This is a genomic window from Streptomyces sp. NPDC058701 (genome assembly GCF_042715295.1).
In the GTDB taxonomy this organism is placed as follows: domain Bacteria; phylum Actinomycetota; class Actinomycetes; order Streptomycetales; family Streptomycetaceae; genus Streptomyces.
The window spans coordinates 635-20,973 of record NZ_JBHXSY010000034.1 but is presented as its reverse complement, the minus strand read 5'-3'; the positions used below and the strand labels follow the sequence as shown (position 1 = coordinate 20,973).

17 protein-coding genes are annotated in these 20,339 nt (G+C 73.7%); 5 read left to right on the top strand and 12 right to left on the bottom strand.

What is annotated here, in order from left to right:
• Window positions 1-50 precede the first annotated feature (50 nt).
• Both ACFWW8_RS28520 and ACFWW8_RS28515 read right to left on the bottom strand, forming a co-directional pair.
• Window positions 51-689, bottom strand: a complete 639-nt coding sequence (locus ACFWW8_RS28520) for an NUDIX domain-containing protein (protein WP_386532832.1) — start codon at window positions 687-689, stop codon at window positions 51-53.
• Between the two features lie 78 nt (window positions 690-767).
• Window positions 768-2,420, bottom strand: a complete 1,653-nt coding sequence (locus ACFWW8_RS28515; protein WP_383910751.1) for a CTP synthase — start codon at window positions 2,418-2,420, stop codon at window positions 768-770.
• A gap of 456 nt (window positions 2,421-2,876) precedes the next feature.
• Between ACFWW8_RS28515 and ACFWW8_RS28510 the strand changes: the two genes are divergently transcribed.
• From ACFWW8_RS28510 to ACFWW8_RS28500, 3 genes are all read left to right on the top strand, one after another.
• A complete protein-coding gene (locus tag ACFWW8_RS28510) occupies window positions 2,877-4,688 on the top strand; it encodes a glycoside hydrolase family 15 protein (protein WP_386532961.1) in 1,812 nt (603 codons plus the stop codon).
• A gap of 99 nt (window positions 4,689-4,787) precedes the next feature.
• Window positions 4,788-6,170 carry an FAD-binding oxidoreductase gene (locus ACFWW8_RS28505; RefSeq protein ID WP_386532829.1) on the top strand — a complete coding sequence of 461 codons (1,383 nt, stop codon included), beginning with the start codon at window positions 4,788-4,790 and terminating at the stop codon, window positions 6,168-6,170.
• A gap of 22 nt (window positions 6,171-6,192) precedes the next feature.
• Window positions 6,193-7,812 (top strand): PucR family transcriptional regulator, encoded by a 1,620-nt coding sequence (locus ACFWW8_RS28500; protein WP_386532826.1) that lies wholly within the window; start codon window positions 6,193-6,195, stop codon window positions 7,810-7,812.
• A 118-nt stretch (window positions 7,813-7,930) separates the two neighbouring features.
• Here ACFWW8_RS28500 and ACFWW8_RS28495 read toward each other — a convergent pair whose 3' ends face one another.
• The 5 genes from ACFWW8_RS28495 to ACFWW8_RS28475 form a co-directional block, all read right to left on the bottom strand.
• Complete coding sequence (locus tag ACFWW8_RS28495; protein WP_386532823.1) at window positions 7,931-9,043, bottom strand: glycosyltransferase family 4 protein; 1,113 nt, start codon at window positions 9,041-9,043, stop codon at window positions 7,931-7,933.
• 210 nt (window positions 9,044-9,253) lie between these two features.
• Window positions 9,254-10,972: a DNA repair protein RecN gene (gene recN, locus ACFWW8_RS28490; protein WP_386532958.1), complete on the bottom strand. Its 1,719-nt coding sequence runs from the start codon at window positions 10,970-10,972 to the stop codon at window positions 9,254-9,256.
• A 104-nt stretch (window positions 10,973-11,076) separates the two neighbouring features.
• Window positions 11,077-11,970: an NAD kinase gene (locus ACFWW8_RS28485; RefSeq protein ID WP_386532820.1), complete on the bottom strand. Its 894-nt coding sequence runs from the start codon at window positions 11,968-11,970 to the stop codon at window positions 11,077-11,079.
• Window positions 11,971-11,990: 20 nt separating this feature from the next.
• A complete protein-coding gene (locus ACFWW8_RS28480; RefSeq protein WP_386532818.1) occupies window positions 11,991-12,806 on the bottom strand; it encodes a TlyA family RNA methyltransferase in 816 nt (271 codons plus the stop codon).
• A gap of 7 nt (window positions 12,807-12,813) precedes the next feature.
• Window positions 12,814-13,149 carry a hypothetical protein gene (locus tag ACFWW8_RS28475; protein ID WP_386532815.1) on the bottom strand — a complete coding sequence of 112 codons (336 nt, stop codon included), beginning with the start codon at window positions 13,147-13,149 and terminating at the stop codon, window positions 12,814-12,816.
• Window positions 13,150-13,213: 64 nt separating this feature from the next.
• On the opposite strand from ACFWW8_RS28475, the gene ACFWW8_RS28470 reads away from it, so the two are divergent.
• Entirely contained in the window at window positions 13,214-13,561 is a 348-nt protein-coding gene (locus ACFWW8_RS28470) for an SCP2 sterol-binding domain-containing protein (protein WP_386532813.1), read from the top strand.
• Window positions 13,562-13,598: 37 nt separating this feature from the next.
• On the opposite strand, the gene ACFWW8_RS28465 is transcribed toward ACFWW8_RS28470, so the two are convergent.
• The 4 genes from ACFWW8_RS28465 to ACFWW8_RS28450 form a co-directional block, all read right to left on the bottom strand.
• On the bottom strand, window positions 13,599-14,453 hold the full coding sequence (locus ACFWW8_RS28465; RefSeq protein WP_386532811.1) for an ABC transporter ATP-binding protein: 855 nt from the start codon (window positions 14,451-14,453) through the stop codon (window positions 13,599-13,601).
• Window positions 14,450-15,451: a FecCD family ABC transporter permease gene (locus ACFWW8_RS28460; protein WP_386532955.1), complete on the bottom strand. Its 1,002-nt coding sequence runs from the start codon at window positions 15,449-15,451 to the stop codon at window positions 14,450-14,452. Before ACFWW8_RS28460 ends, ACFWW8_RS28465 begins: the two co-directional genes overlap by 4 nt.
• A gap of 68 nt (window positions 15,452-15,519) precedes the next feature.
• The gene (locus ACFWW8_RS28455; RefSeq protein WP_386532809.1) at window positions 15,520-16,584 is read right to left on the bottom strand and encodes a FecCD family ABC transporter permease; all 1,065 of its coding nucleotides are present in this window, start codon (window positions 16,582-16,584) and stop codon (window positions 15,520-15,522) included.
• A 34-nt stretch (window positions 16,585-16,618) separates the two neighbouring features.
• On the bottom strand, window positions 16,619-17,680 hold the full coding sequence (locus tag ACFWW8_RS28450; protein ID WP_386532806.1) for an HAD-IIA family hydrolase: 1,062 nt from the start codon (window positions 17,678-17,680) through the stop codon (window positions 16,619-16,621).
• A gap of 88 nt (window positions 17,681-17,768) precedes the next feature.
• Here ACFWW8_RS28450 and ACFWW8_RS28445 point away from each other — a divergent pair, with 88 nt between their 5' ends.
• Complete coding sequence (locus tag ACFWW8_RS28445) at window positions 17,769-19,040, top strand: DUF1015 family protein (protein ID WP_386532803.1); 1,272 nt, start codon at window positions 17,769-17,771, stop codon at window positions 19,038-19,040.
• 72 nt (window positions 19,041-19,112) lie between these two features.
• Here ACFWW8_RS28445 and ACFWW8_RS28440 read toward each other — a convergent pair whose 3' ends face one another.
• Entirely contained in the window at window positions 19,113-19,976 is an 864-nt protein-coding gene (locus ACFWW8_RS28440) for a hypothetical protein (protein WP_386532952.1), read from the bottom strand.
• Window positions 19,977-20,339 lie beyond the last annotated feature (363 nt).

Sequence of the window (20,339 nt, the reverse complement as noted above, 5' to 3'; positions counted from 1 at the left end):
CCGGCCGGCGGCGCGAGGGCCCGCCGGCCGCGGGCGCCGCGGCGTCCGCCTCAGGCCTCGTACGGGCGGGCCGGCCAGGGGGCGAGAGCCGGGCGCAGCGCGTCCAGGCCGTCGCCCGCCAGAGCGGCGGTCACGGCCAGCACGCCCGTGACCAGCCCCGGATTCCCGAGCCGCCCGGCCAGCACGCCGGTCACCAGGTCCGCGAGCGGCACCCGCGCGATCTCCATGTCGGCCTCCTCGTCGGACACCTCGAACCGCTTCCCCTCGGCCTCCGCCAGGTTCCGCGCCAGGAAGATCCGTACGGCCTCGTCCGAACCGCCCGGCGAGGAGAAGAAGTCGGCCAGCACGTGCCACTGCTCGGCCTTGACGTGGGCCTCCTCGTAGAGCTCGCGCTGCGCCGCGTGCAGCGGGTTCTCCCCCGGCACGTCCAGCAGCCCGGCCGGGAGCTCCCACAGCCGGTGCCGCACGGGGTGGCGGAACTGCTTCAGGACCAGCACCCGCTGGTCCTCGTCGAGGGCCAGGACGCACACCGAGCCGGGGTGCGCCTGGTAGTCGCGGCGCACCACCATCCGGTCGGGCATGCGGACCTGGTCCGAACGGACCGCCGTCTTCGCCCCTTGGAACGGAGTGCGCGAGGCGACGACCTCCCACGACTCCGGTGTGTCCTCGATGTCGTTGCCCATGGCCATGGCCCGTACCTTCCCGAAAAACGCGACAGCCGGGGCACGATCCCGTGCCCCGGCTGTCTACGTTATGCGGTCAGGCCGTCACTTCGCGGACTGCTGCCGCTCCACGGCCGCCTTGACCAGCCCCGCGAAGAGCGGGTGGGGGCGCGTGGGACGGGAGCGGAGCTCCGGGTGGGCCTGGGTGGCGACGAGGTAGGGGTGGACCTCGCGCGGGTACTCGACGTACTCGACGAGCTTGTTGTCCGGGGAGGTGCCGGAGAAGACGAGGCCGGCCTTCTTCTCCAGTTCGCCGCGGTAGGCGTTGTTGACCTCGTAGCGGTGGCGGTGGCGCTCGTCCACGTACGCCTCGTCGCCGTAGGCCTCGCGCACGACGGAGCCCTCGGCGAGCTTGGCCGTGTACATGCCCAGGCGCATGGTGCCGCCCAGGTCGCCCGCGCCCTCGACGAAGGCCAGCTGCTCCTCCATGGTCGAGATGACCGGGTGCGGGGTGGAGGCGTCGAACTCGGTGGAGTTCGCGTCCTCGATGCCGGCCAGGTTGCGCGCGGCCTCGATGACCACGCACTGGAGGCCGAGGCACAGGCCGAGCAGCGGGATCCTGTTCTCGCGGGCGTAGGTGATCGCCCCGACCTTGCCGTTCACGCCGCGGTCGCCGAAGCCGCCGGGCACGCAGACCGCGTCCACGTCGCCGAGCTGGGCGGCGGCGCCCGCCGGGGTCTTGCAGTCGTCGGAGGCGACCCACTTGATCTGGACCCGGGCCTTGTTGGCGAACCCGCCGGCGCGCAGCGCCTCGGTCACCGACAGGTAGGCGTCGGGCAGGTCGATGTACTTGCCGACGAGCGCGACCTTGACTTCGTGGTCGGGGTTGTGGACCCGGTCCAGGAGGTCTTCCCAGACGGTCCAGTTGACGTCCCGGAAGGGCAGGTCGAGCTTGCGGACGACGTAGGCGTCCAGGCCCTCGGTGTGCAGGACCTTGGGGATGTCGTAGATCGACTTGGCGTCGATCGCCGCGACGACGGCCGCCTCGTCGACGTCGCACATCAGGGAGATCTTGCGCTTGATGGAGGTGGGGACCTCCCGGTCGGCGCGCAGCACGATGGCGTCGGGCTGGATGCCGATGTTGCGCAGCGCCGCGACCGAGTGCTGGGTCGGCTTGGTCTTCAGCTCGCCGGAGGGGCCGATGTAGGGCAGCAGCGAGATGTGCACGACGAAGACGTTGTCGCGGCCGACCTCGTGGCGGACCTGGCGGACGGTCTCCAGGAACGGCAGCGACTCGATGTCGCCGACGGTGCCGCCGACCTCGGTGATGACGACGTCGACGTCCGCGGTCGCCATGCGGCGGATGCGGTGCTTGATCTCGTTGGTGATGTGCGGGATGACCTGCACGGTGTCACCGAGGTACTCGCCGCGGCGCTCCTTGGCGATGACCGTCGAGTAGACCTGGCCGGTGGTGACGTTGGCCGAGCCGTCGAGGTCGACGTCGAGGAAGCGCTCGTAGTGGCCGATGTCCAGGTCGGTCTCGGCGCCGTCGTTGGTGACGAACACCTCACCGTGCTGGAACGGGTTCATCGTGCCGGGGTCGACGTTCAGGTAGGGGTCGAGCTTCTGCATCGTGACCCGAAGCCCGCGCGCCTTCAGCAGCGCACCCAGGCTGGAGGCCGTCAGGCCCTTGCCGAGGGAGGAAGCGACACCCCCGGTGACGAAGATGTGCTTGGTCGTCATGGAGTTGGGCGGCATCGCCAAGAGGGGGCTCCCGTGGTCGCGAGGTGAGGTGCGTCCGGCGCCGGCCTCCGTCGATCCGGAAGGGTCTCAGGGGGCGCCGAAGCTGCGGTTTCGGGGCTCCTGATTCGCACAGGCAGACCACCGGTCCACGGGGTACCAGCCTATCAGCGCCCGGACGGGTCCGCCTCCGGCGACGCCCCGCCCCCCGGTGTGCGGGGGTCGTGCGGGAAAGTTTCGCCTGCTCACCCGTTTGGTGGCATCACATTCTCCGCAGGCTTGTGTGGATCACTAGGGTGCCGTCATATCCTGCTCGGATATTGCGAACATCGCCGCCGGGCAGCCGTCAGACGGCCGACCCGAGCCGATATGCGGAATCATTGGCTCAACGCGGCGTTCCCCACCCATGGGAGACCGCGTGCACCGCGCGCAATGCAAGCGCCCTTCGGGGCGGACGTGGCCGTTCGACTGGAGATGCACGTGTCCGGGCGCATCGAGGATTACGCACTGATCGGGGACATGCAGACCGCGGCGTTGGTCTGTCGGGACGGGGCGGTGGACTGGTTGTGTCTGCCCCGGTTCGACTCACACGCCGTGTTCGCGAGCATTCTCGGCACGGAGGATCACGGCTTCTGGCGGATCGGCCCGGCCTTCCCGGCCGGCGTGGACGCCCCCCGCGCCACCCGGCGCCGCTACCGCGGCGACTCGCTGGTGCTGGAGTCGGAGTGGGACACCCCCCGCGGAACGGTGCGCGTGATCGACTTCATGCCGCCCCGCGAGGACCACGCCCCGCAGCTGATCCGCATCGTGGAGGGCGTCAGCGGCCGCGTGCCGATGCGCTCCGCCCTGCGCATGCGCTTCAGCTACGGACGGGTCGTGCCCTGGGTCCACAAGGTCGACGGCCGCACGGTGGCCGTCGCCGGACCCGACTCGGTGTGGCTGGACACCGACGCGCAGACCTACGGCAAGGACCTGACGACGTACTCCGACTTCACCGTCGGACCGGGCGACCGCGTGGCCTTCGCGATCAGCTGGCAGCCCTCGCACAAGGGGGCGCCGGAGACCCCCGCCGCCGAGGAGGCCCTGGAGGCCACCGCCGAGTTCTGGCGCGAGTGGGTCGAGCAGTGCACGTACCACGGGCCCTACCGAGAGGCGGTGGTCCGCTCGCTGATCACCCTCAAGGCCCTCACGTACGGACCCACGGGCGGCATCGTCGCCGCGCCGACCACCTCCCTCCCCGAGGAGATCGGCGGGGTCCGCAACTGGGACTACCGCTACACCTGGCTCCGGGACGCGGCCATCACCCTGTCCTCGCTGCTGCGCACCGGCTACCGCGAGGAGGCCCGCGCGTGGCGCGAGTGGCTGCTGCGCGCGGTGGCCGGGGACCCGGAGAACCTCCAGATCATGTACGGGATCGCGGGCGAGCGCGAGCTCGGCGAGACCGAGCTCGACTGGCTCCCGGGGTACGAGGGCTCCACCCCGGTCCGCGTCGGCAACGGCGCCGCCGGCCAGCTCCAGCTCGACGTGTACGGCGAGGTCACCGAGGCCCTGCACCTGGGCCACATGACCGGGCTGGCCCGCAGCGACTACGCCTCGCTGCTCCAGCTCAAGCTGATCCGCTACCTGGAGACCCACTGGGACCAGCCCGACGAGGGCATCTGGGAGGTGCGCGGCCCGCGCCGCCACTTCGTGCACTCGAAGGTGATGGCCTGGGTGGCCGTGGACCGCACGATCAAGCTGATCGAGAGCGGGGACGCGGACGGCCCCCTGGAGCGCTGGCGCGAGCTGCGCGACGAGATCCACCAGGACGTGTGCGAGAAGGGCTACGACAAGGAGCGCAACACCTTCACCCAGTCGTACGGGTCGAAGGAGCTCGACGCCTCCCTGCTGCTCATCCCGCAGATGGGCTTCCTGCCGCCGGACGACAAGCGGGTCATCGGGACCATCGAGGCGATCCAGCGCGAGCTGTCCACGCCCGACGGGTTCATCCTGCGCTACCCGACGTCGGGCGACGAGGCCGGAGTCGACGGCCTGGAGGGCGACGAGGGGGCGTTCCTCGCCTGCTCGTTCTGGATGGCCGACGACCTGGCGATGATCGGCCGGGTGGACGAGGCGCGGCGGCTGTTCGAGCGGCTGCTCGCGCTCCGCAACGACCTGGGGCTGCTGGCGGAGGAGTGGGACCCGCGGCTCCAGCGGCAGGTCGGGAACTTCCCGCAGGCCTTCAGCCACGTCCCGCTGATCGACACCGCGTTGCGGCTGACCGCGAGCGGGGCGTACGGGGGCTGATCGCGGGGACCGGGGCGGCGGCTTCCCGCCGCGCCCCGGTCCGCGCGGCCGCCTACGCTGGAGAGGTCCTTTGCCCTCCCCCGGTGGAAGGGGGCAGCCATGGCTCCCCTCTCGAAGGCGGGCGCGGCGCTGACCGCGCTCCGCGAGGACCTGGCCGGTGAGGTGTTCGCCCCGGGGGATCCCGGGTACGACGAGGCCCGGGCCGTCTTCAACTCCATGATCGACCGGCATCCGGCCGTCATCGCTCAGTGCGAGGGTGAACCCGACGTGGTCACCGCCGTACGCTTCGCCCGCGCACTGGACTTGAAGGTCGCGGTGCGGGGCGGCGGACACAGCGTGGCCGGCAACGCGAGCGGCGACGGCGCCCTCGTCGTCGACCTGCGCCGGATGACCGAGGTGACGGTCCATCCGGCGGCCAAGGCGGTACGCGTCGCGGGCGGCGCCACCATGAGCCATCTGGACCGGGCCTGCCAGCCCCACGCCCTCGCGACCACCGGGGGCCGCGCCTCCACCACCGGCGTCGGCGGCTTCGTCCTCGGCGGCGGCTCCGGCTGGCTGGACCGCACGTGCGGTCTGGCCGTCGACAACCTGCTGGGCGTGGACCTCGTCACCGCCGACGGCGAGTGCGTCACGGCGTCCGCCGAGGACCACCCCGAGCTGTTCTGGGCCCTGCACGGCGGCGGCGGGAACTTCGGCGTCGCGACGTCGCTGACCCTGCGCCTGCACGACCTCCCCGCCATGTCGATCGCCCTGCTCATGTACGCGCCGGAGCGCGGGCCGGAGGCGACCCGCCTGTTCCGGGACCTCGTCGAGGGCGGCCCGAGGGAGGCGAGCGGGGGCCTCATCTACCTGACCGCGCCGCCCGAGCCGTTCGTGCCGCCCCACCTGGTCGGCACCCTGCTCTGCGGCGTCCTGCTGACGTACGCCGGGCCCGAGGAGCGGATGCGCGAGCTGGCCGCCCCGCTGCTGGCGCTCCCCCACGAGGCGGAGGTCGTCACCGCGATCCCGTACGCGGACCTCCAGTGCATGATCGACGACCCGCCGGGGATGCGGAACTACTGGTCCGCCGAGTACCTGACGGGCCTGCCGGACGAGCTCGTCGAGGTGTTCTGCGCCCGGGCGCGCTCCATGCCGGTCCCGACGGGCACCCAGCACATCCTGTTCCCGCTGGGCGGAGCCATCGCGGACGGCCCGGCGGAGTTCCCCGTCCCGTACCGGGACTCGCCCTGGGCGGTGCACCCGTTCGGCATCTGGGAGGACCCCGCGGACGACGAGCGGTGCCGGCGGTGGGTGAAGGACGTACGGGCCGACGTACAGCCGTGGAGCACGGGCGCCGTCTACCTGAACTTCACCGGCGACGAAGGGTCGGAGCGCGTTGCGGCGGGACTGGGCGAGGACAATCTGCGCAGGCTGGGAGCCGTGAAGCGGCAGTACGACCCGGACAACGTCTTCCGCTTCAACCACAACATCCGACCCGCCTGACCCCCTGATAGCGTCCCGCGATATGGACAACCAGGGCGGGATCACGGTTCAGCGGGCACTGGAGCTGCCGGGACTGCGCAGCGGGCTGCCCGAGGTGGTGGCCTGCGCCGACCGCCTCGGCCGGACCGTCCGCTGGGTGCACGCGGGCGAGGTCCCCAACATCGCCTCCCTCCTCAAGGGCGGCGAGCTGCTGCTGACGACCGGCCTCGGCCTCGGCACCCGGCCCGCCGAGCAGCGGGCCTTCGTGCGCCGCCTCGCGGACCGGGGGATCGCCGCGCTCGTGGTCGAACTGGGCCCGCGCTTCACCCGGCTGCCGGCGACCATCGTGGAGACCGCGCGCACCGCCGGCCTGCCCTTGGTCCAGCTGCACCGGGAGGTCCCCTTCGTCACCGTCACCGAGGAGGTCCACACCGAGATCGTCAACGGTCACTACGCCCTCCTCCAGCGGGCCGAGGAGGTCCACCGGCGCTGTACGGAGGCCCTGCTGGGCGGCGGCGGCATCCAGCAGGTGCTGCGCATCCTGGCCGACTTCACGGCGAACCCGGTCTTCCTGGAGACCCCCGACGGGCAGCTGCTGTATGCGGCCGGCAGCTCGGCCGGGGACGCGGGCGCCGACCCGCTCCAGGTCTGGGAGGGCCTGCGGGGCCAGCGCGAGGTCGAGGCGTCCGCGAACACGGTGGTGATCGACGTCCCGGGAGGCGGCCACGGCACCGGCTCGGTCCGCGCCCGGGTCGTCCTGGTCGGGGTCTCCGCCCCGCTGGCCCCCGTGCACCGGATGGCGGCGGAGCGCACCGCGGGCGTCCTGGCGGTGGTCCTCATGCAGGCCCGGCAGGAGGACGAGCTGGCGGCGCGCGGCCGCGGCGACTTCCTCACGGACCTGGCCGAGGGCCGCATCCCGGCGGAGGACGCCCCGGCGCAGGCGCGCGTCCTCGGCTTCAAGCCGGGTCCGGGACCGCTGCTCCCCGTGGTGATGAGGCTGTCCTCCGACCTGGGACCGTCCGGCAACTGGGCGGTGCTGGCCCGCGCGGTGCTGGAGGAGCTGTCATCCGTAGGCGTCCCGGTCCTGCTCGGTGTGCGGCCCGTCGAGGGCCGGGTGCCGCTGCTGGTCTCCCTGCGCGCCGAGTCGGAGCGCACGGCGGTGGCCGACCGGGTCGCGCTGGCGCTGCGGGCCGGTGTGGAGCGTGCGGGCCTCGAACGCGCCGTCGCACCGCCCGCGGTGGTCGTGGGCGTCGCGGGCGGCTGGGCGGCCGCCTCGGCGGGCCTGCGGCACGCGGCGGAGACCGCCACGGCCGCCCACGGCCTGCCGGCCCGCCCCTGGTACGACGCCCGGCGCCTGGACATCGACCTGCTGCTGTGGCGGCTGCGCGAACACCCCGACCTGGCGGCGTTCGTGGACCGCGCGATCGGTCCGCTGCGGGCCCACGACGTGACCTCGCGGCCGCCGCTGCTGCCGACCCTGGAGACGTACCTGGCCCATGCGGGCCGCAAAGCGGAGACGGCCCGCGAGCTGCACCTGAACCGGCAGACGCTGTACAACCGGCTGGCCCGCATCTCGGAGCTGCTGGGCACGGACCTCGACGACCCCGAGACGGTGCTGTCCCTGAGCCTGGCCCTGCGCGCCCGCCGCCACACGGGCTCCTGACGCCCGGCCCGGCGAGCCGGGGCGCGGAAGGGCCGGCGGGCGTCGTCACCGTCGTTCGCTACGCCAGAAGCCGCAGGGAGCAGGGCGGCAGGACCGCAGTGCGGTCGACGACGCCCTGCTACCGGCCGCGTTCCATCAGTTCGTCGTACACCGACAGGACCTGCGCGACGGTGTCGTCCTCCGACGGCCACGTCGCCGCCTGAGCCCGGCCCGCCAGGGCGAGGGCCGCCCGCCGGTCCGCGTCGCCGAGCAGGTCCGACACGGTGGCGGCCAGCGCCTCCGGGTCCCCGTACGGCACGAGCGCCGCGCCGTCGCCGACCAGTTCGGGCAGGCCGCCGACCGCCGTGGCCACCAGGGGCACCCCGACCCGCAGCGCCTCCTGCGCCAGCGGAGCCCGCGCCTCCCACCGGCTCGGCAGCACCGCCAGGTCCGCCGCCGCGAGCAGCTGCGCGGCGTCCCGGCGGCGCCCGAGCAGCCGTACGGGCAGGCCTTCGGCCCCGATCCGCCGGGACAGTTCCGTCCGCAGCGGCCCCTCCCCCGCGATGACCAGCAGGGGTACGGGGTCCAGCTCCCGCCACGCGCGCGCCGCGTCGAGCAGGACGGAGTACCCGCGGTGCGGCACCAGGCTGCCGACCGCGACGAGCAGCGGCCGCCCCACCGCGCCGAGTTCCGCCCGCACCTTGCCCGGGTCGGCCGGCTCCGGGTCCTCCGGTGCGGCCGGCACCGCCACCGGCGCCAGCCGGGCGTCCCGCGCGCCGCGCAGCCGGGCCAGGTCGACCTGGTCCGAGGAGGCTCCGAGAACGACCGCCGCGGCGCGCGCCACGTGCCGTTCCAGCAGCCGGCCGAGCCGCCCGAGGGCGCCGCCCGCCGCGGGGCCGTCGCCGTGCCAGCTCACCACCAGCGGCACCCGGCGCCCGCGCAGGGCCAGCGCCGCCCGCAGGCCGGCCCGTACGCCGTGGGCGTGCACGACGTCGGCCTCCGCGCACGCGGCGCGCAGGGCACAGGGCGCGTCGGGCTCGAACCGCGCCCCGGCGCCGGTGAAGTCGTACTCGCCCTCCGCCGCGACGGGGGCGCAGACCGTGACGCGCACCCCGCGCGCGGCGAGCCCGGTCGCGAGCGAGCGCACGTGCGCGCCGCCGCCCGCGCCCGCTCCGAGCACGTGGAGGGCGCGCAGCGGCGGCCGACCGTAGGGCTGGGCGGGGACCGGGGAGGAGACCGGGGAGCTGCTCACGGGCCGAAGCTCCAGGGTGAGGGAGTCAGAGACGTCGCCCAGGATGCCAGCCCGTACGCGCGTTCCGGGACCATACGGGTGCGTATTCCCTGCGGGATACCGCCGGATACCCCCCAGGCTCACCCACACGGGCTACCCCGGGGCTCCCGTGGGGGCGTGCGAAGGGGCCCGGGCCGCATCGCGCGCCCCGGACCCCGTTCCTGCCCGCGCTCAGGCGTCCGCGCGCGCCGCGGCGAGGAGTTCCTCGGCGTGGGCCCGGGCCGAGGCCGAGTCCTCGTGGCCCGCCAGCATGCGGGACAGCTCGCGGATGCGGGCCTCTCCCTCCAGGACGGTGACACCGCTGCGCGTCACCGATCCGTCGTTGGTCTTCTCGACCAGCAGCTGCCGGTCCGCGAAGGCGGCCACCTGCGGGAGGTGGGTGACGACCACGACCTGGGCCGACTTGGCGAGCTTCGCCAGCCTGCGCCCCACCTCGACGGCCGCCTTGCCGCCGACGCCCGCGTCCACCTCGTCGAAGAGGTACGTGGGAACCGGGTCGGACCCGGCGAAGACGACCTCGACCGCCAGCATCACCCGGGACAGCTCGCCGCCCGAGGCGCCCTTCGCGATCGGCCGCGGCTGCGCCCCGGGGTGCGGGGCCAGCAGCAGTTCGACCTCGTCGGCGCCCGAGGGGCCGTAGGCCACGGTCCGGCCGCCGACCTCCACCCCCTCGGGGTCGTCGGCCTGCCGGATGTCGATCGTGACCCGCGCGTGCGGCATCGCCAGCGAGGCCAGCTCCTCGGTGACCGCGGAGGCGAAGAGCGTGGCCGCCTCCACCCGCGCGTCCGTCAGCGCCTGCGCCAGCTGGGAGAGTTCGGAGCGCAGCCCGTCGCGCTCCGCGGTCAGCTCCGCGATCCGCTCGTCGTCGCCGTCGAGTTCCAGCAGCCGCGCCGAGCCCTGCTCGGCCCACTCCAGTACCGACTCCACCGAGTCGCCGTACTTGCGGGTCAGCTGGGTCAGGGCGGCCCGGCGTTCCTCGACGGCGGCCAGCCGCAGCGGATCGGCGTCCAGATCGTCGGCGTAGCCCGCCAGCTCCCCGGCCACGTCGGCCAGCAGGATGCCCAGTTCCCCGATCCGCTCGGCGAGCACGCCGAGGGCCGGGTCGTGGGAGCGTACGGACTCCAGGGCCCGGTGCGCGCCCGCGACGAGCATGTTGGCGTCGATGGCCTCCGGGTCCTCGGGGTTGCCCCCGAGCGCCCCGTGGGCCACCTGGGCCGCCGACGCGAGCGACTCGGCGTGCCCGAGCCGCTCCGCCTCCGCCGCCAGCTCGACGTCCTCGCCGGGCAGCGGCTCCACGCCCGCGATCTCGTCCAGCCCGAAGCGGAGCAGGTCCGCCTCCTGGGCGCGTTCCCGGGCCCGGGTGACGAGGGTGTCCAGTTCGACGGCGACGGCGCGCAGCCGCCGGTAGGCGGCCGCGTACTTCTCCAGCGGTACGGCGACGGCGTCCCCGGCGTACCGGTCGAGGGCCTGCCGCTGCCGGGCCGGCCGCAGCAGCCCCTGCTGGTCGGTCTGCCCGTGGACGGCGACCAGGTCGTCGGCGAGCTCGCCGAGCAGGCCGACGGGCACGGAGCGGCCGCCGACGTGGGCGCGCGAGCGCCCTTCGGCGGACACGGTCCGGCTGATCAGGAGGGCGCCGTCGTCGAGCTCGGCACCGGCCTCCTCGGCGCGCAGTGCGGCGGGGGCGTCCGGGCGCATGACGATGCGGCCCTCGACCACCGCCGCTTTGGCCCCGACCCGCACCAGGGCGGGGTCGGCGCGACCGCCGAGCAGCAGCCCGAGGCTGGTGACGACCATGGTCTTGCCCGCGCCGGTCTCGCCGGTCACCGCGGTGAATCCGGGCGACAGCTCGACCACAGCGTCGTCGATGACTCCGAGCGACCGTATCCGCATCTCCTCAAGCACGGGACGACGATACCGAGGTTTCACCGGTGCCATGTGACGTCACCCGCCCAGGGTTCTGCGAACGGACGTGCTATTACGTGAGGGGCCACGGGTCAGTGGGGCGCCCCGCGCCACCCGGACACCGGCAGCGCGAACTTCGCCACGAGCCGGTCCGTGAACGACGCGTGGTGCAGCCGGGCCAGCCGTACGGGCACGGTCCCCCGCCGGACCTCGACCCGTGCCCCGGCCGGCAGCTCCAGCATCCGCCGTCCGTCGCACCACAGCACCCCGTGCGGGGTCCCGGGCTGCACCTCGACCGCCAGCACCGAGTCCGGCGAGGTCACCAGCGGCTTCGCGAACAGCGCGTGCGCACTGATCGGCACCATCAGCAGCGCCTCCACCTCCGGCCAGACCACCGGCCCGCCCGCGGAGAAGGCGTACGCCGTGGAGCCCGTCGGGGTCGCGCAGACGATCCCGTCACACCCGAAGCCGGTCACCGGGCGGCCGTCGATCTCCAGGACCACCTCCAGCATCCGCTCCGGGGACACCTTCTGGATCGCGGCCTCGTTCAGCGCCCAGTCCTGGTGGACCACGTCGCCGTTCGTGCGCACGGTCACGTCGAGGGTCATCCGCTCCTCGACCTCGTACTCCCGGGTCACCACCCGGTCCACGACCTTGTCCAGGTCGTCCCGCTCGGCCTCGGCGAGGAACCCCACCCGGCCCAGGTTGACGCCCAGCATCGGCACCCCCGAGCCGCGCGCGAACTCCGCGCCGCGCAGCAGGGTCCCGTCCCCGCCCAGCACGATCAGCAGCTCGCAGCCCGCCAGCACCTCCGGGGTGCACTCGGCCATCAGGTCCACCTCGGGCGGCAGCGGCAGGTCCACCGCCTCGTCCTGGAGGACCCGTACCCCCAGACCGCACCGCAGCAGACCCTGTACGACCAGCTCGGCACTGCGGATGGCCGCCGGCCGCCCGGTGTGCGCGAGCAGGAAGACGGTCCGTCCCACCCCTGAAGCCGAAGAATCTGTCACTGAGGCCCCTCCGCCACTGCCCTGTCGACATCCCCCGGGTCGAGGGCAGGTGCCCCCGCCCGCAGCCAGAGAAAATACTCGACGTTGCCCGATGGACCCGGCAACGGACTCGCGGTCACCCCGAGCACGCCCAGGCCCAGCTTCCCGGCCCGCGCCGCCACGTCGCGCACCGCCTCGGCCCGCAGCTCCGCGCTGCGCACCACGCCGCCGCTGCCGAGCCTGTCCTTGCCGACCTCGAACTGCGGCTTGACCATCAGCACCAGGTCGGCGTCCGGCGCCGTGCAGCGCACCAGCGCCGGCAGGACCAGGCCGATCGAGATGAAGGAGAGGTCGCTGACGACCAGGTCCGCCGGGACTCCGTCGATCTGCTCGACCGTCAGCTCGCGCACGTTCGTACGGTCCTTCACGGTGACCCGGTCATCGCTCTGCAGCGCCCAGGCCAGCTGCCCGTACCCCACGTCCACGGCCACCACGTGGGCCACGCCCGCCCGCAGCAGCACGTCGGTGAACCCGCCGGTGGAGGCGCCCGCGTCCAGCGCCCGGCGGCCCTCGACCCGCAGCCCCAGCGGCTGGAAGGCCGCCAGCGCCCCGGCGAGCTTGTGGCCGCCGCGGGACACGTAGTCCGGGTCGTCGTCGTCCTTCAGGACCACCAGGGCCGCGCTGGTCTCGACCTGCGTCGCGGGCTTGGTGGCGGTGGTCCCGCCCACGGTCACCCGGCCCGCGGCGATCAGCTGCGCGGCGTGCTCGCGCGAGCGGGCCATGCTGCGGCGTACCAGTTCGGCGTCCAGGCGGCGGCGTGCCACTCCTGCCACGTTCGGTTCAGCTCCTGTTTTCGTACGGACCAGGGACGGGCGGTGCGTCCAGCGCGGTCAGCGCCTCGCGCAGCCCCCGGTGCACATCCTCGTACACCGCGACGTGTCCGTCGGCCGTGAGGCCGTCGGCCTCCGCCAGCCGCGCCAGCTCCGCGTCGACCCCGGCGTGGCCGGTGGGCGTGCGTACGACGCCCAGCGCCACGGGCCCGGCGGGCGGGGCGGCGCGGTCGTCGGCCGCGGGTCTGTCGTCGGCCGCGGGTCCGTCGTCGGCCCCGGCCGGTCCGTCGTCGGCCGGTCCGTCGCCGGCGGCCGGTCCGTCGGCCTCGGCCGCTTCGTCGGTCATGCCCCGACGCTACCCCGAAGCGCTCCGCGACCACGTACGGCTCTGCGGTACCGTCGTGATCACGATGGCTACGATCGAGGAGTGCCGCGAAGCACTCGACCGACTCTCCGACAACCTCACGGGCGCCGACGGCGGTGTGCGCGGCGCGGCCGCCCTCGACCGCTCCCTCAGCTGCCACGTCACGGACCTGGACCGGACCTTCACCGGCCGCCTCGACGGCGGCCGGATCAGGGTCGACGCGGTCTCCCCGGGTCCCCCGGCCGCCAAGGCCGAGATCCGGCTGGCGATGACCGGTGACGACCTGGTCGCGATGGTCGCGGGCGAGCTGAAGTTCGCCAAGGCCTGGGCCTCGGGCCGGGTCAGGCTGGAGGCCGGTTTCCGCGACCTCCTGCGCCTCAAGAGCCTGCTCTAGCCAGGCCGCGCGCCCGCCGGGGAGTACGGGACGGCCCTTAGAGCGCCGTCGCCCCCGCGCGGGCCTTCGTACGGGCCCTGCGCGCCGCCGGGATCACCAGCGGCGTGCCCGTCGCGGGATCGTCGATGACCTGGCAGCGCAGGCCGAACACCTGCTCCACCAGCTCGGCCGTGACCACCTCGGCCGGCGGCCCCTCGGCCACGACCTCCCCGGCGCGCATCGCGATCAGGTGCGTGGCGTACCGGGCGGCGTGGTTGAGGTCGTGCAGGACGGCGACCAGGGTGCGCCCCTGGTCCTCGTGCAGTTCGGCGCACAGGTCCAGTATGTCGAGCTGGTGCTGGATGTCCAGGAAGGTCGTCGGCTCGTCGAGGAGCAGCAGCGGCGTCTGCTGCGCCAGCGCCATCGCGATCCACACGCGCTGCCGCTGCCCGCCGGACAGCTCGTCCACGGCCCGGTCGGCGAGTTCGTCCACCCCGGTCGAGGTCATCGACTCGACCACGATCCGCTCGTCCTCGGGCGACCACTGCCGCAGCAGGCCCTGGTGCGGGTACCGGCCGCGCGAGACCAGGTCGGCCACCGTGATGCCGTCCGGCGCGATCGAGGACTGCGGCAGCAGGCCCAGCGTCTTGGCGACCTTCTTGGCCGGCATCGAGGCGATGGCCTGCCCGTCGAGCAGCACCCGGCCCGCCGACGGCTTCAGCATCCGCGACAGGGCCCGCAGCAGCGTGGACTTGCCGCAGGCGTTGGGACCGACGATCACCGTGAAGGAGTGGTCGGGGATCTCCACCGACAGGTTCTCGGCGATGACCCGCTTCTCGTAGCCGAGGGTCACGTTCTCCGCGGTCAGCCGCTGCACTTGCCCACTCCTGACGTTCCTGGATGTCGCGGTCATATGCGTCCCGCCTTGCGTTCGGTGACGAGCAGCCAGAGCAGGTAGACGCCGCCCACCAGTCCGGTCACCACGCCCACGGGAAGCTGGTCGGCGCCGAAGGCCTGCTGCGAGGCCCAGTCGGACACCAGCAGCAGCACGGAACCCATCAGCGCGGCCGTCAGCAGGTTCCCGCCGGGCGATCGCGTGAGCCGGCGGGACAGCTGCGGCGCGGCCAGCGCGATGAAGCTGATCGGTCCGGCCGCCGCGCTCGCCGCGGTGGTGAGCAGGATCGCCGCCAGCATCAGCAGCAGCCGGGTCCGCTCGACCCGTACGCCCAGCGCGTACGCGGCGTCGTCGCCCATCTCCATCATCCGCAGGGCCCGGCCGTGTCCGAGGACCACGGGGAACAGCACCGCGCAGACCGCGAGCAGCGGCCACACCTGCGCCCAGTCCCGGCCGGCCAGCGAGCCGGTCAGCCAGACCAGCGCCCGGCTGGCCTCGACCAGCTGGGCCTTCGTGATCAGGTACTGGATGACGGCGAGGAGCACGGCGGAGGCGCCGATCCCGACCAGGACCAGCCGGTAGCCCTGGATGCCCTTCTTGTACGCCAGCAGGTAGACGGTGATGCCGGCCAGCACGCCGCCGGTCAGGGCGCCGGCGGCCACCGCGCCGGCGCTGCCGTTGAACAGGATGATGACGACGAGCGCGCCGACCGCCGAGCCGTACCCGAAGCCGAGCAGGTCGGGCGAGCCGAGCGGGTTGCGGGAGACCGACTGGAAGACGGCCCCGGACATGCCGAGGGCGGCGCCCACCAGCAGCGCGACCAGCACGCGCGGCATGCGCAGGTCGTTGACGATGAAGTCGTTCGCCGGGGTGCCGTTGCCCAGCACGGTCTGCACGACGTCCCACGGCGCGATCCGGAAGTCGCCCGTTCCGATGAGCAGGACCGCCAGGACGAAGGCCAGGGCGGTGAGCAGCACCGCGACGGACACGGCCCGCCGGTCGACCCGCAGCGACATCCCGCCGGGCGAGCGCAGCGCGCGGGGCCCAGCCGACCGGACGGGCCGGCCGGTCGGGAGTTTCACGATCACAGCTGGGCCATTCTCTTGCGCCGGACGAGGTAGATGAAGACGGGGCCGCCGATGAGCGCGGTCACGATGCCGACCTGGAGTTCGGCGGGCCGGGTGATCACGCGGCCGAAGACGTCGGCGCCGAGCAGGAGCACGGGCGACAGGACGGCCGAGTACGCGAGCACCCAGCGCATGTCGGGGCCGGTGAAGGCCCGTACCAGGTGCGGGATCATCAGGCCGACGAACGCGATGGGCCCGCAGGCCGCCGTCGCGGCGCCGCAGAGCAGGGTGATGGCGGCCATCGCCGCGATCCGCGTCCGCGTCAGGCGGGCCCCGAGCGCCCGGGCGGTGTCGTCGCCCATGGCCATCGCGTTGAGCGGCCGGCCCAGGATCAGCGCGAGCACGGCCCCGACGAGGAGGAAGGGCGCCACCTGCCGGACGGTGTCCGCGTTGGCCGAGGCCAACGAACCCACCGTCCAGAACCGCAGCTTGTCCAGGGCCTTGCTGTCCATCAGCTGTACGGCGTTGATGTAGCCGACGAGGGCCGCACTGGCCGCCGTGCCGGCGAGCGCCAGCCGCACCGGCGTCGCGCTGCGGCTCCCGCCCAGTACGTAGACGAGGACCGAGACGGCCGCGGCACCGAGGAAGGCCCACCACACGAACTCGCCCAGCGAGCTCGCCCCGAAGAAGCTGATCGCGGAGACCACGGCGGCCGCGGCGCCGGCGTTGACGCCGAGGATGCCCGGCTCGGCCAGCGGGTTGCGGGTCAGCGCCTGCATCACCGCGCCCGACAGGCCCAGCGCCAGCCCGACCATCAGCCCGAGCAGGGTGCGCGGGACCCGCAGGTCCCGCACCACCACGTCGGAGGGCGTCCCCGTGTAGTAGAAGAGACCGTGCCAGACCTCCTCCAGGGGCACCTGCCGGGCACCCACCGCGATGCTCACCACCGCGATCAGCGCGAGCGCCACGAGGGCGGCGAGCAGGCCGGCGGCGCGGACGCCGTGGCGCGGACGGGCCGCGACGACGGGCCGCGCGCTCGCGGCGGCACCCGGTTCGGGTTCTGGGGGACTCTCGACCAACACCAGGTTAGGTTAGCCTACCCTCGCCCCCTACGATTCAGAGGCCCAGCCGGGCCAGCGCCTTCTCCGCGTCGAGCGTGCAGGATCCGTCCCCGGCGGCCGTCCAGGCCGCCGCGCACAGCGCCCGCAGCCCGTCGACCGGATCCCCGTCCGGCCCCTCCGGCCCGTCCGCCGTGCGAATGCTCCGCAGCTCCAGCGCGTCCGCGTCCGCCGCGCAGACCCAGTCGCCGCAACGCCACGCGCCGTCCTCCTCGGTGACCTCCGGCTGCCCGGTCAGCAGCCCGCGCAGGTCCCGGTCCACGTACGTCGGCCGGTGCCGGGGCTCGGCCCGCACCAGCTGGGCGGCGTCCGTCACCCCGGTCAGCACCAGGAGCGAGTCCACCTCCCCGTTGAACGCGCCCTCGATGTCGGTGTCCAGCCGGTCCCCGACCACCAGCGGCCGCTTCGCGCCGGTCCGCAGCACCGTCTCCCGGTGCATCGGGGGCAGCGGCTTGCCCGCCACCTGCGGCTCGGCGCCCGTGGCGATCCGTACGACCTCCACCGCGGCCCCGTTGCCCGGTCCGATCCCGCGCGCCCCGGGGATCGTCAGGTCGGTGTTGGACGCGAACCACGGCACGCCCCGGTTGACCGCGTACGCCGCCTCGGCAAACCGCGACCACTGCAGCTCCGGGCCCCCGTACCCCTGGACGACCGCCACGAGCCCCTCCTCGTCGGACGAATCCACCGGCACCAGACCGCGTTCGCGCAGCGCGACCCGCAAACCCTCACCGCCGATCACCAGCACCTTCGACCCCGGCTCCACCTGCTCCGAGATGAGCCGGGCCACCGCCTGCGCCGAGGTGATCACCTCGTCCGCCTCGGTCGGGATGCCCAGCTCGCCCAGGTGGGCCGCGACGGCCTCCGGCGTCCGCAGCGCGTTGTTGGTGACGTACGCGAGGTGCATCCCGTCGGCCCGGGCGGCCGCGAGGGACTCCACGGCGTGCGCGATGGCCCGCCCGCCCGCGTACACCACCCCGTCGAGGTCGAGCAGGGCCGTGTCGTACGCCTGGTGCAGACTCCGCCCACTCGCCGCGGGACTGTTCCTGCTCACGCTGGTCATCCTGTCCGCTCCCGATGTGTTCGATCTGTGTGATTCCTCGGTCACCCCCGATCATCCCGCATACCAAGACGGGTCTTACCATGCACCAATGACCACACCTGGCACCGCTGACCACGGGCTGCGTCTGATCCCGTTCCAAGGCCTGCGCTACGTTGCGGAGCGGGTCGGCAGCCTCGCCGCCGTCACCTCGCCGCCGTACGACGTGGTCGTACGCCCGGACGGAGTCGATCACCTCGAATCCGCCGATCCGCACAACATCGTGCGCCTGATCCTGCCCCAGGCCGGCACCCCGGCCGCCCGCAACGAACAGGCCGCGCGCACCCTCCACGACTGGCTGGCCGAAGGCGTCCTCCACGCGGACCCGGAGCCCGCACTGTACGTGTACGAGCAGCGCAGGGCCGGGCTGCTGCAACGGGGGATCATCGGCGCCCTGGCCCTGTCCGACGCCGAAGCGGGCATCGTCCTCCCGCACGAGGACGTCATGCCGGACGTCGTCACCGACCGGGCGGGCCTGATGCGGGCCACCTCGGCGAACCTCGAACCGCTCCTGCTGACCTACCGGGGCGACGACCCCCGCACGGGCGCGACGGCGGTCGTGGAGCGGACGGCGGGGCGCCCGCCCCTCCTGTCGACCACGACCGAGGACGGCTTCCAGCACCGCCTGTGGGCCATCACCGATCCGGAGGAGCTGGCGGCCGTCACCACCGACCTGGGGCACCGCCAGGCCCTGATCGCCGACGGCCATCACCGCTGGGCCACCTACCTGCGCCTCCAGCAGGAGCACGGTTCCCCGTCTCCGTGGGACTTCGGCCTGGTCCTCCTGGTGGACACCGTCCACTACCCCCTGGAGGTCCGCGCCATCCACCGGATGCTGCGCCGCCTGCCGGTCGCCGACGCCCTGGCGGCGCTCGACGGCCTGTTCCGGGTGCGCCCGCTCGACGGACCGCTCCCGCTGGCCCTGGAAGCCCTCGCGGACGCCTCGGAGCGCGGCAACGCCTTCCTCCTCACCGGCGACGGCAGCTTCCACCTGGTCACCGACCCCGACCAGGCGCTCCTCGACCGCACGGTCCGACACGACCGCCCGGAGGCCTGGCGCCGGCTGGACGCGACCGTCCTGCACGCCACCCTGCTCGACGCCGTGTGGAACGTCCCGGACACCCCGGAGCACATCACGTACATACACGACACCCCGTCGACGGTGGCCATGGCGGAACGCCACGGCGGCACCGCGGTCCTGCTGCACCCGGTCCGGGAGGACGTCGTACGGGACCTGGCCCGCCAGGGCGTGACCATGCCCCGCAAGTCGACCTCCTTCGGCCCGAAGCCGGCGACGGGCCTGGTGCTGCGCGGCCTGGTCTGACGGCTGCGGACCGCTCCGGACATGCAGAAGGGCGGTACCCCGACCGGGGTACCGCCCTTCTCACGTCATGCCTCAGGCCTTGTCGCGGCCCGAGTCCTGCTCGTCGTCACCGTCGGGGGCGACGTCTTCGGCCACGGGCCGCTCCTGCGGCTCGTACTCCTCGTCGTCCTCGTCGTAGTACTCGGCGACGTCGGAGGCGCGCTCGGCCGCGGCGACCTCCGCATCGTCCTGGTCGTCGTCATCCTCGTCGTCGACGTCGACATCGACATCGACGTCATCCTCGTCGGCGTCGTCGGCGTGTTCGGCCGACGCGTCCACGAACTCGACGCCGTCGAGCTCCGCGAGGCGGTCGGAGGCATCGGTCGCCCCGTCCTTGTCCGCCTCGAGGGTCTTGGCGAACCACTCGCGCGCCTCGTCCTCGCGGTCGGCCGCGAGCAGGGCGTCGGCGTAGGCGTACCGCAGGCGAGCGGTCCACGGCTGGACGGTGCTGGAGGCCAGCTCCGGGCTCTGCAGGGTGACGATGGCGGCTTCGAGCTGCCCCTGGTCACGGCGGGCACCGGCGGCGACCAGTCGCATCTCGACCTGGCCGGCCTTGTCCAGCTTCTGCACCTCGGGCTCGCCGGCCATGGCCAGCGCCCGCTCGGGACGGCCGAGGCCGCGCTCGCAGTCGGCCATGACGGGCCACAGCTCGACCGAGCCGGTCATGCGCTTGGCGGCACGGAACTCCGCGAGCGCCTCGCTGTACTTCTGCGTGGCGTACGCGGCGAAGCCGGCGGCCTCGCGGACGGCGGCGACACGGGAGGCCAGACGGAGGGCGATGCGCGAGTACGCGTACGCCCGCTCGGGGTCCTCGTCGATCAGGCGCGCGACCATGACCAGGTTCTTGGAGACCTCCTCGGCGAGCCCCTTGGGGAGGCTCAGGAGCTCCTGGCGCACGTCGGAGTCGATCTCGAAGCCGGTGACGTCGTCGTCGATCGGGAGCCGCTTGACCGGGTCGCGGTCGGAGCGGAAGTCACGGTCGCCGCCACGGTCGTCGCGGCCACGGTAGCCACCGCGGTCGTCACGCCCGCCACGGAACCCACCGCGGTCGTCGTCACGGCGCGGGTACGAGGGACGGTCGCCACCACGGTCGTCGCGACGGGGGTAGCTGGGGCGGTCGCCGCCACCGCTGGACGGACGGCCGCCACGGTCGTCGTCACGGCGCGGGTACGACGGACGGTCCCCACCACGGTCGTCGCGACGCGGGTAGCTGGGGCGGTCGCCGCCACCGCTGGACGGACGGCCGCCACGGTCGTCGTC

Excerpts from the sequence above, each read along its gene's own strand:
- ACFWW8_RS28520 (WP_386532832.1), bottom strand. The coding sequence starts at position 689 with ATGGCCATGGGCAACGACATCGAGGACACACCGGAGTCGTGGGAGGTC.
- ACFWW8_RS28515 (WP_383910751.1), bottom strand. The coding sequence starts at position 2,420 with ATGCCGCCCAACTCCATGACGACCAAGCACATCTTCGTCACCGGGGGT.
- ACFWW8_RS28510 (WP_386532961.1), top strand. The coding sequence starts at position 2,877 with ATGCACGTGTCCGGGCGCATCGAGGATTACGCACTGATCGGGGACATG.
- ACFWW8_RS28505 (WP_386532829.1), top strand. The coding sequence starts at position 4,788 with ATGGCTCCCCTCTCGAAGGCGGGCGCGGCGCTGACCGCGCTCCGCGAG.
- ACFWW8_RS28500 (WP_386532826.1), top strand. The coding sequence starts at position 6,193 with ATGGACAACCAGGGCGGGATCACGGTTCAGCGGGCACTGGAGCTGCCG.
- recN (WP_386532958.1), bottom strand. The coding sequence starts at position 10,972 with ATGCGGATACGGTCGCTCGGAGTCATCGACGACGCTGTGGTCGAGCTG.
- ACFWW8_RS28475 (WP_386532815.1), bottom strand. The coding sequence starts at position 13,149 with ATGACCGACGAAGCGGCCGAGGCCGACGGACCGGCCGCCGGCGACGGA.
- ACFWW8_RS28470 (WP_386532813.1), top strand. The coding sequence starts at position 13,214 with ATGGCTACGATCGAGGAGTGCCGCGAAGCACTCGACCGACTCTCCGAC.
- ACFWW8_RS28465 (WP_386532811.1), bottom strand. The coding sequence starts at position 14,453 with ATGACCGCGACATCCAGGAACGTCAGGAGTGGGCAAGTGCAGCGGCTG.
- ACFWW8_RS28460 (WP_386532955.1), bottom strand. The coding sequence starts at position 15,451 with ATGTCGCTGCGGGTCGACCGGCGGGCCGTGTCCGTCGCGGTGCTGCTC.
- ACFWW8_RS28450 (WP_386532806.1), bottom strand. The coding sequence starts at position 17,680 with ATGACCAGCGTGAGCAGGAACAGTCCCGCGGCGAGTGGGCGGAGTCTG.
- ACFWW8_RS28445 (WP_386532803.1), top strand. The coding sequence starts at position 17,769 with ATGACCACACCTGGCACCGCTGACCACGGGCTGCGTCTGATCCCGTTC.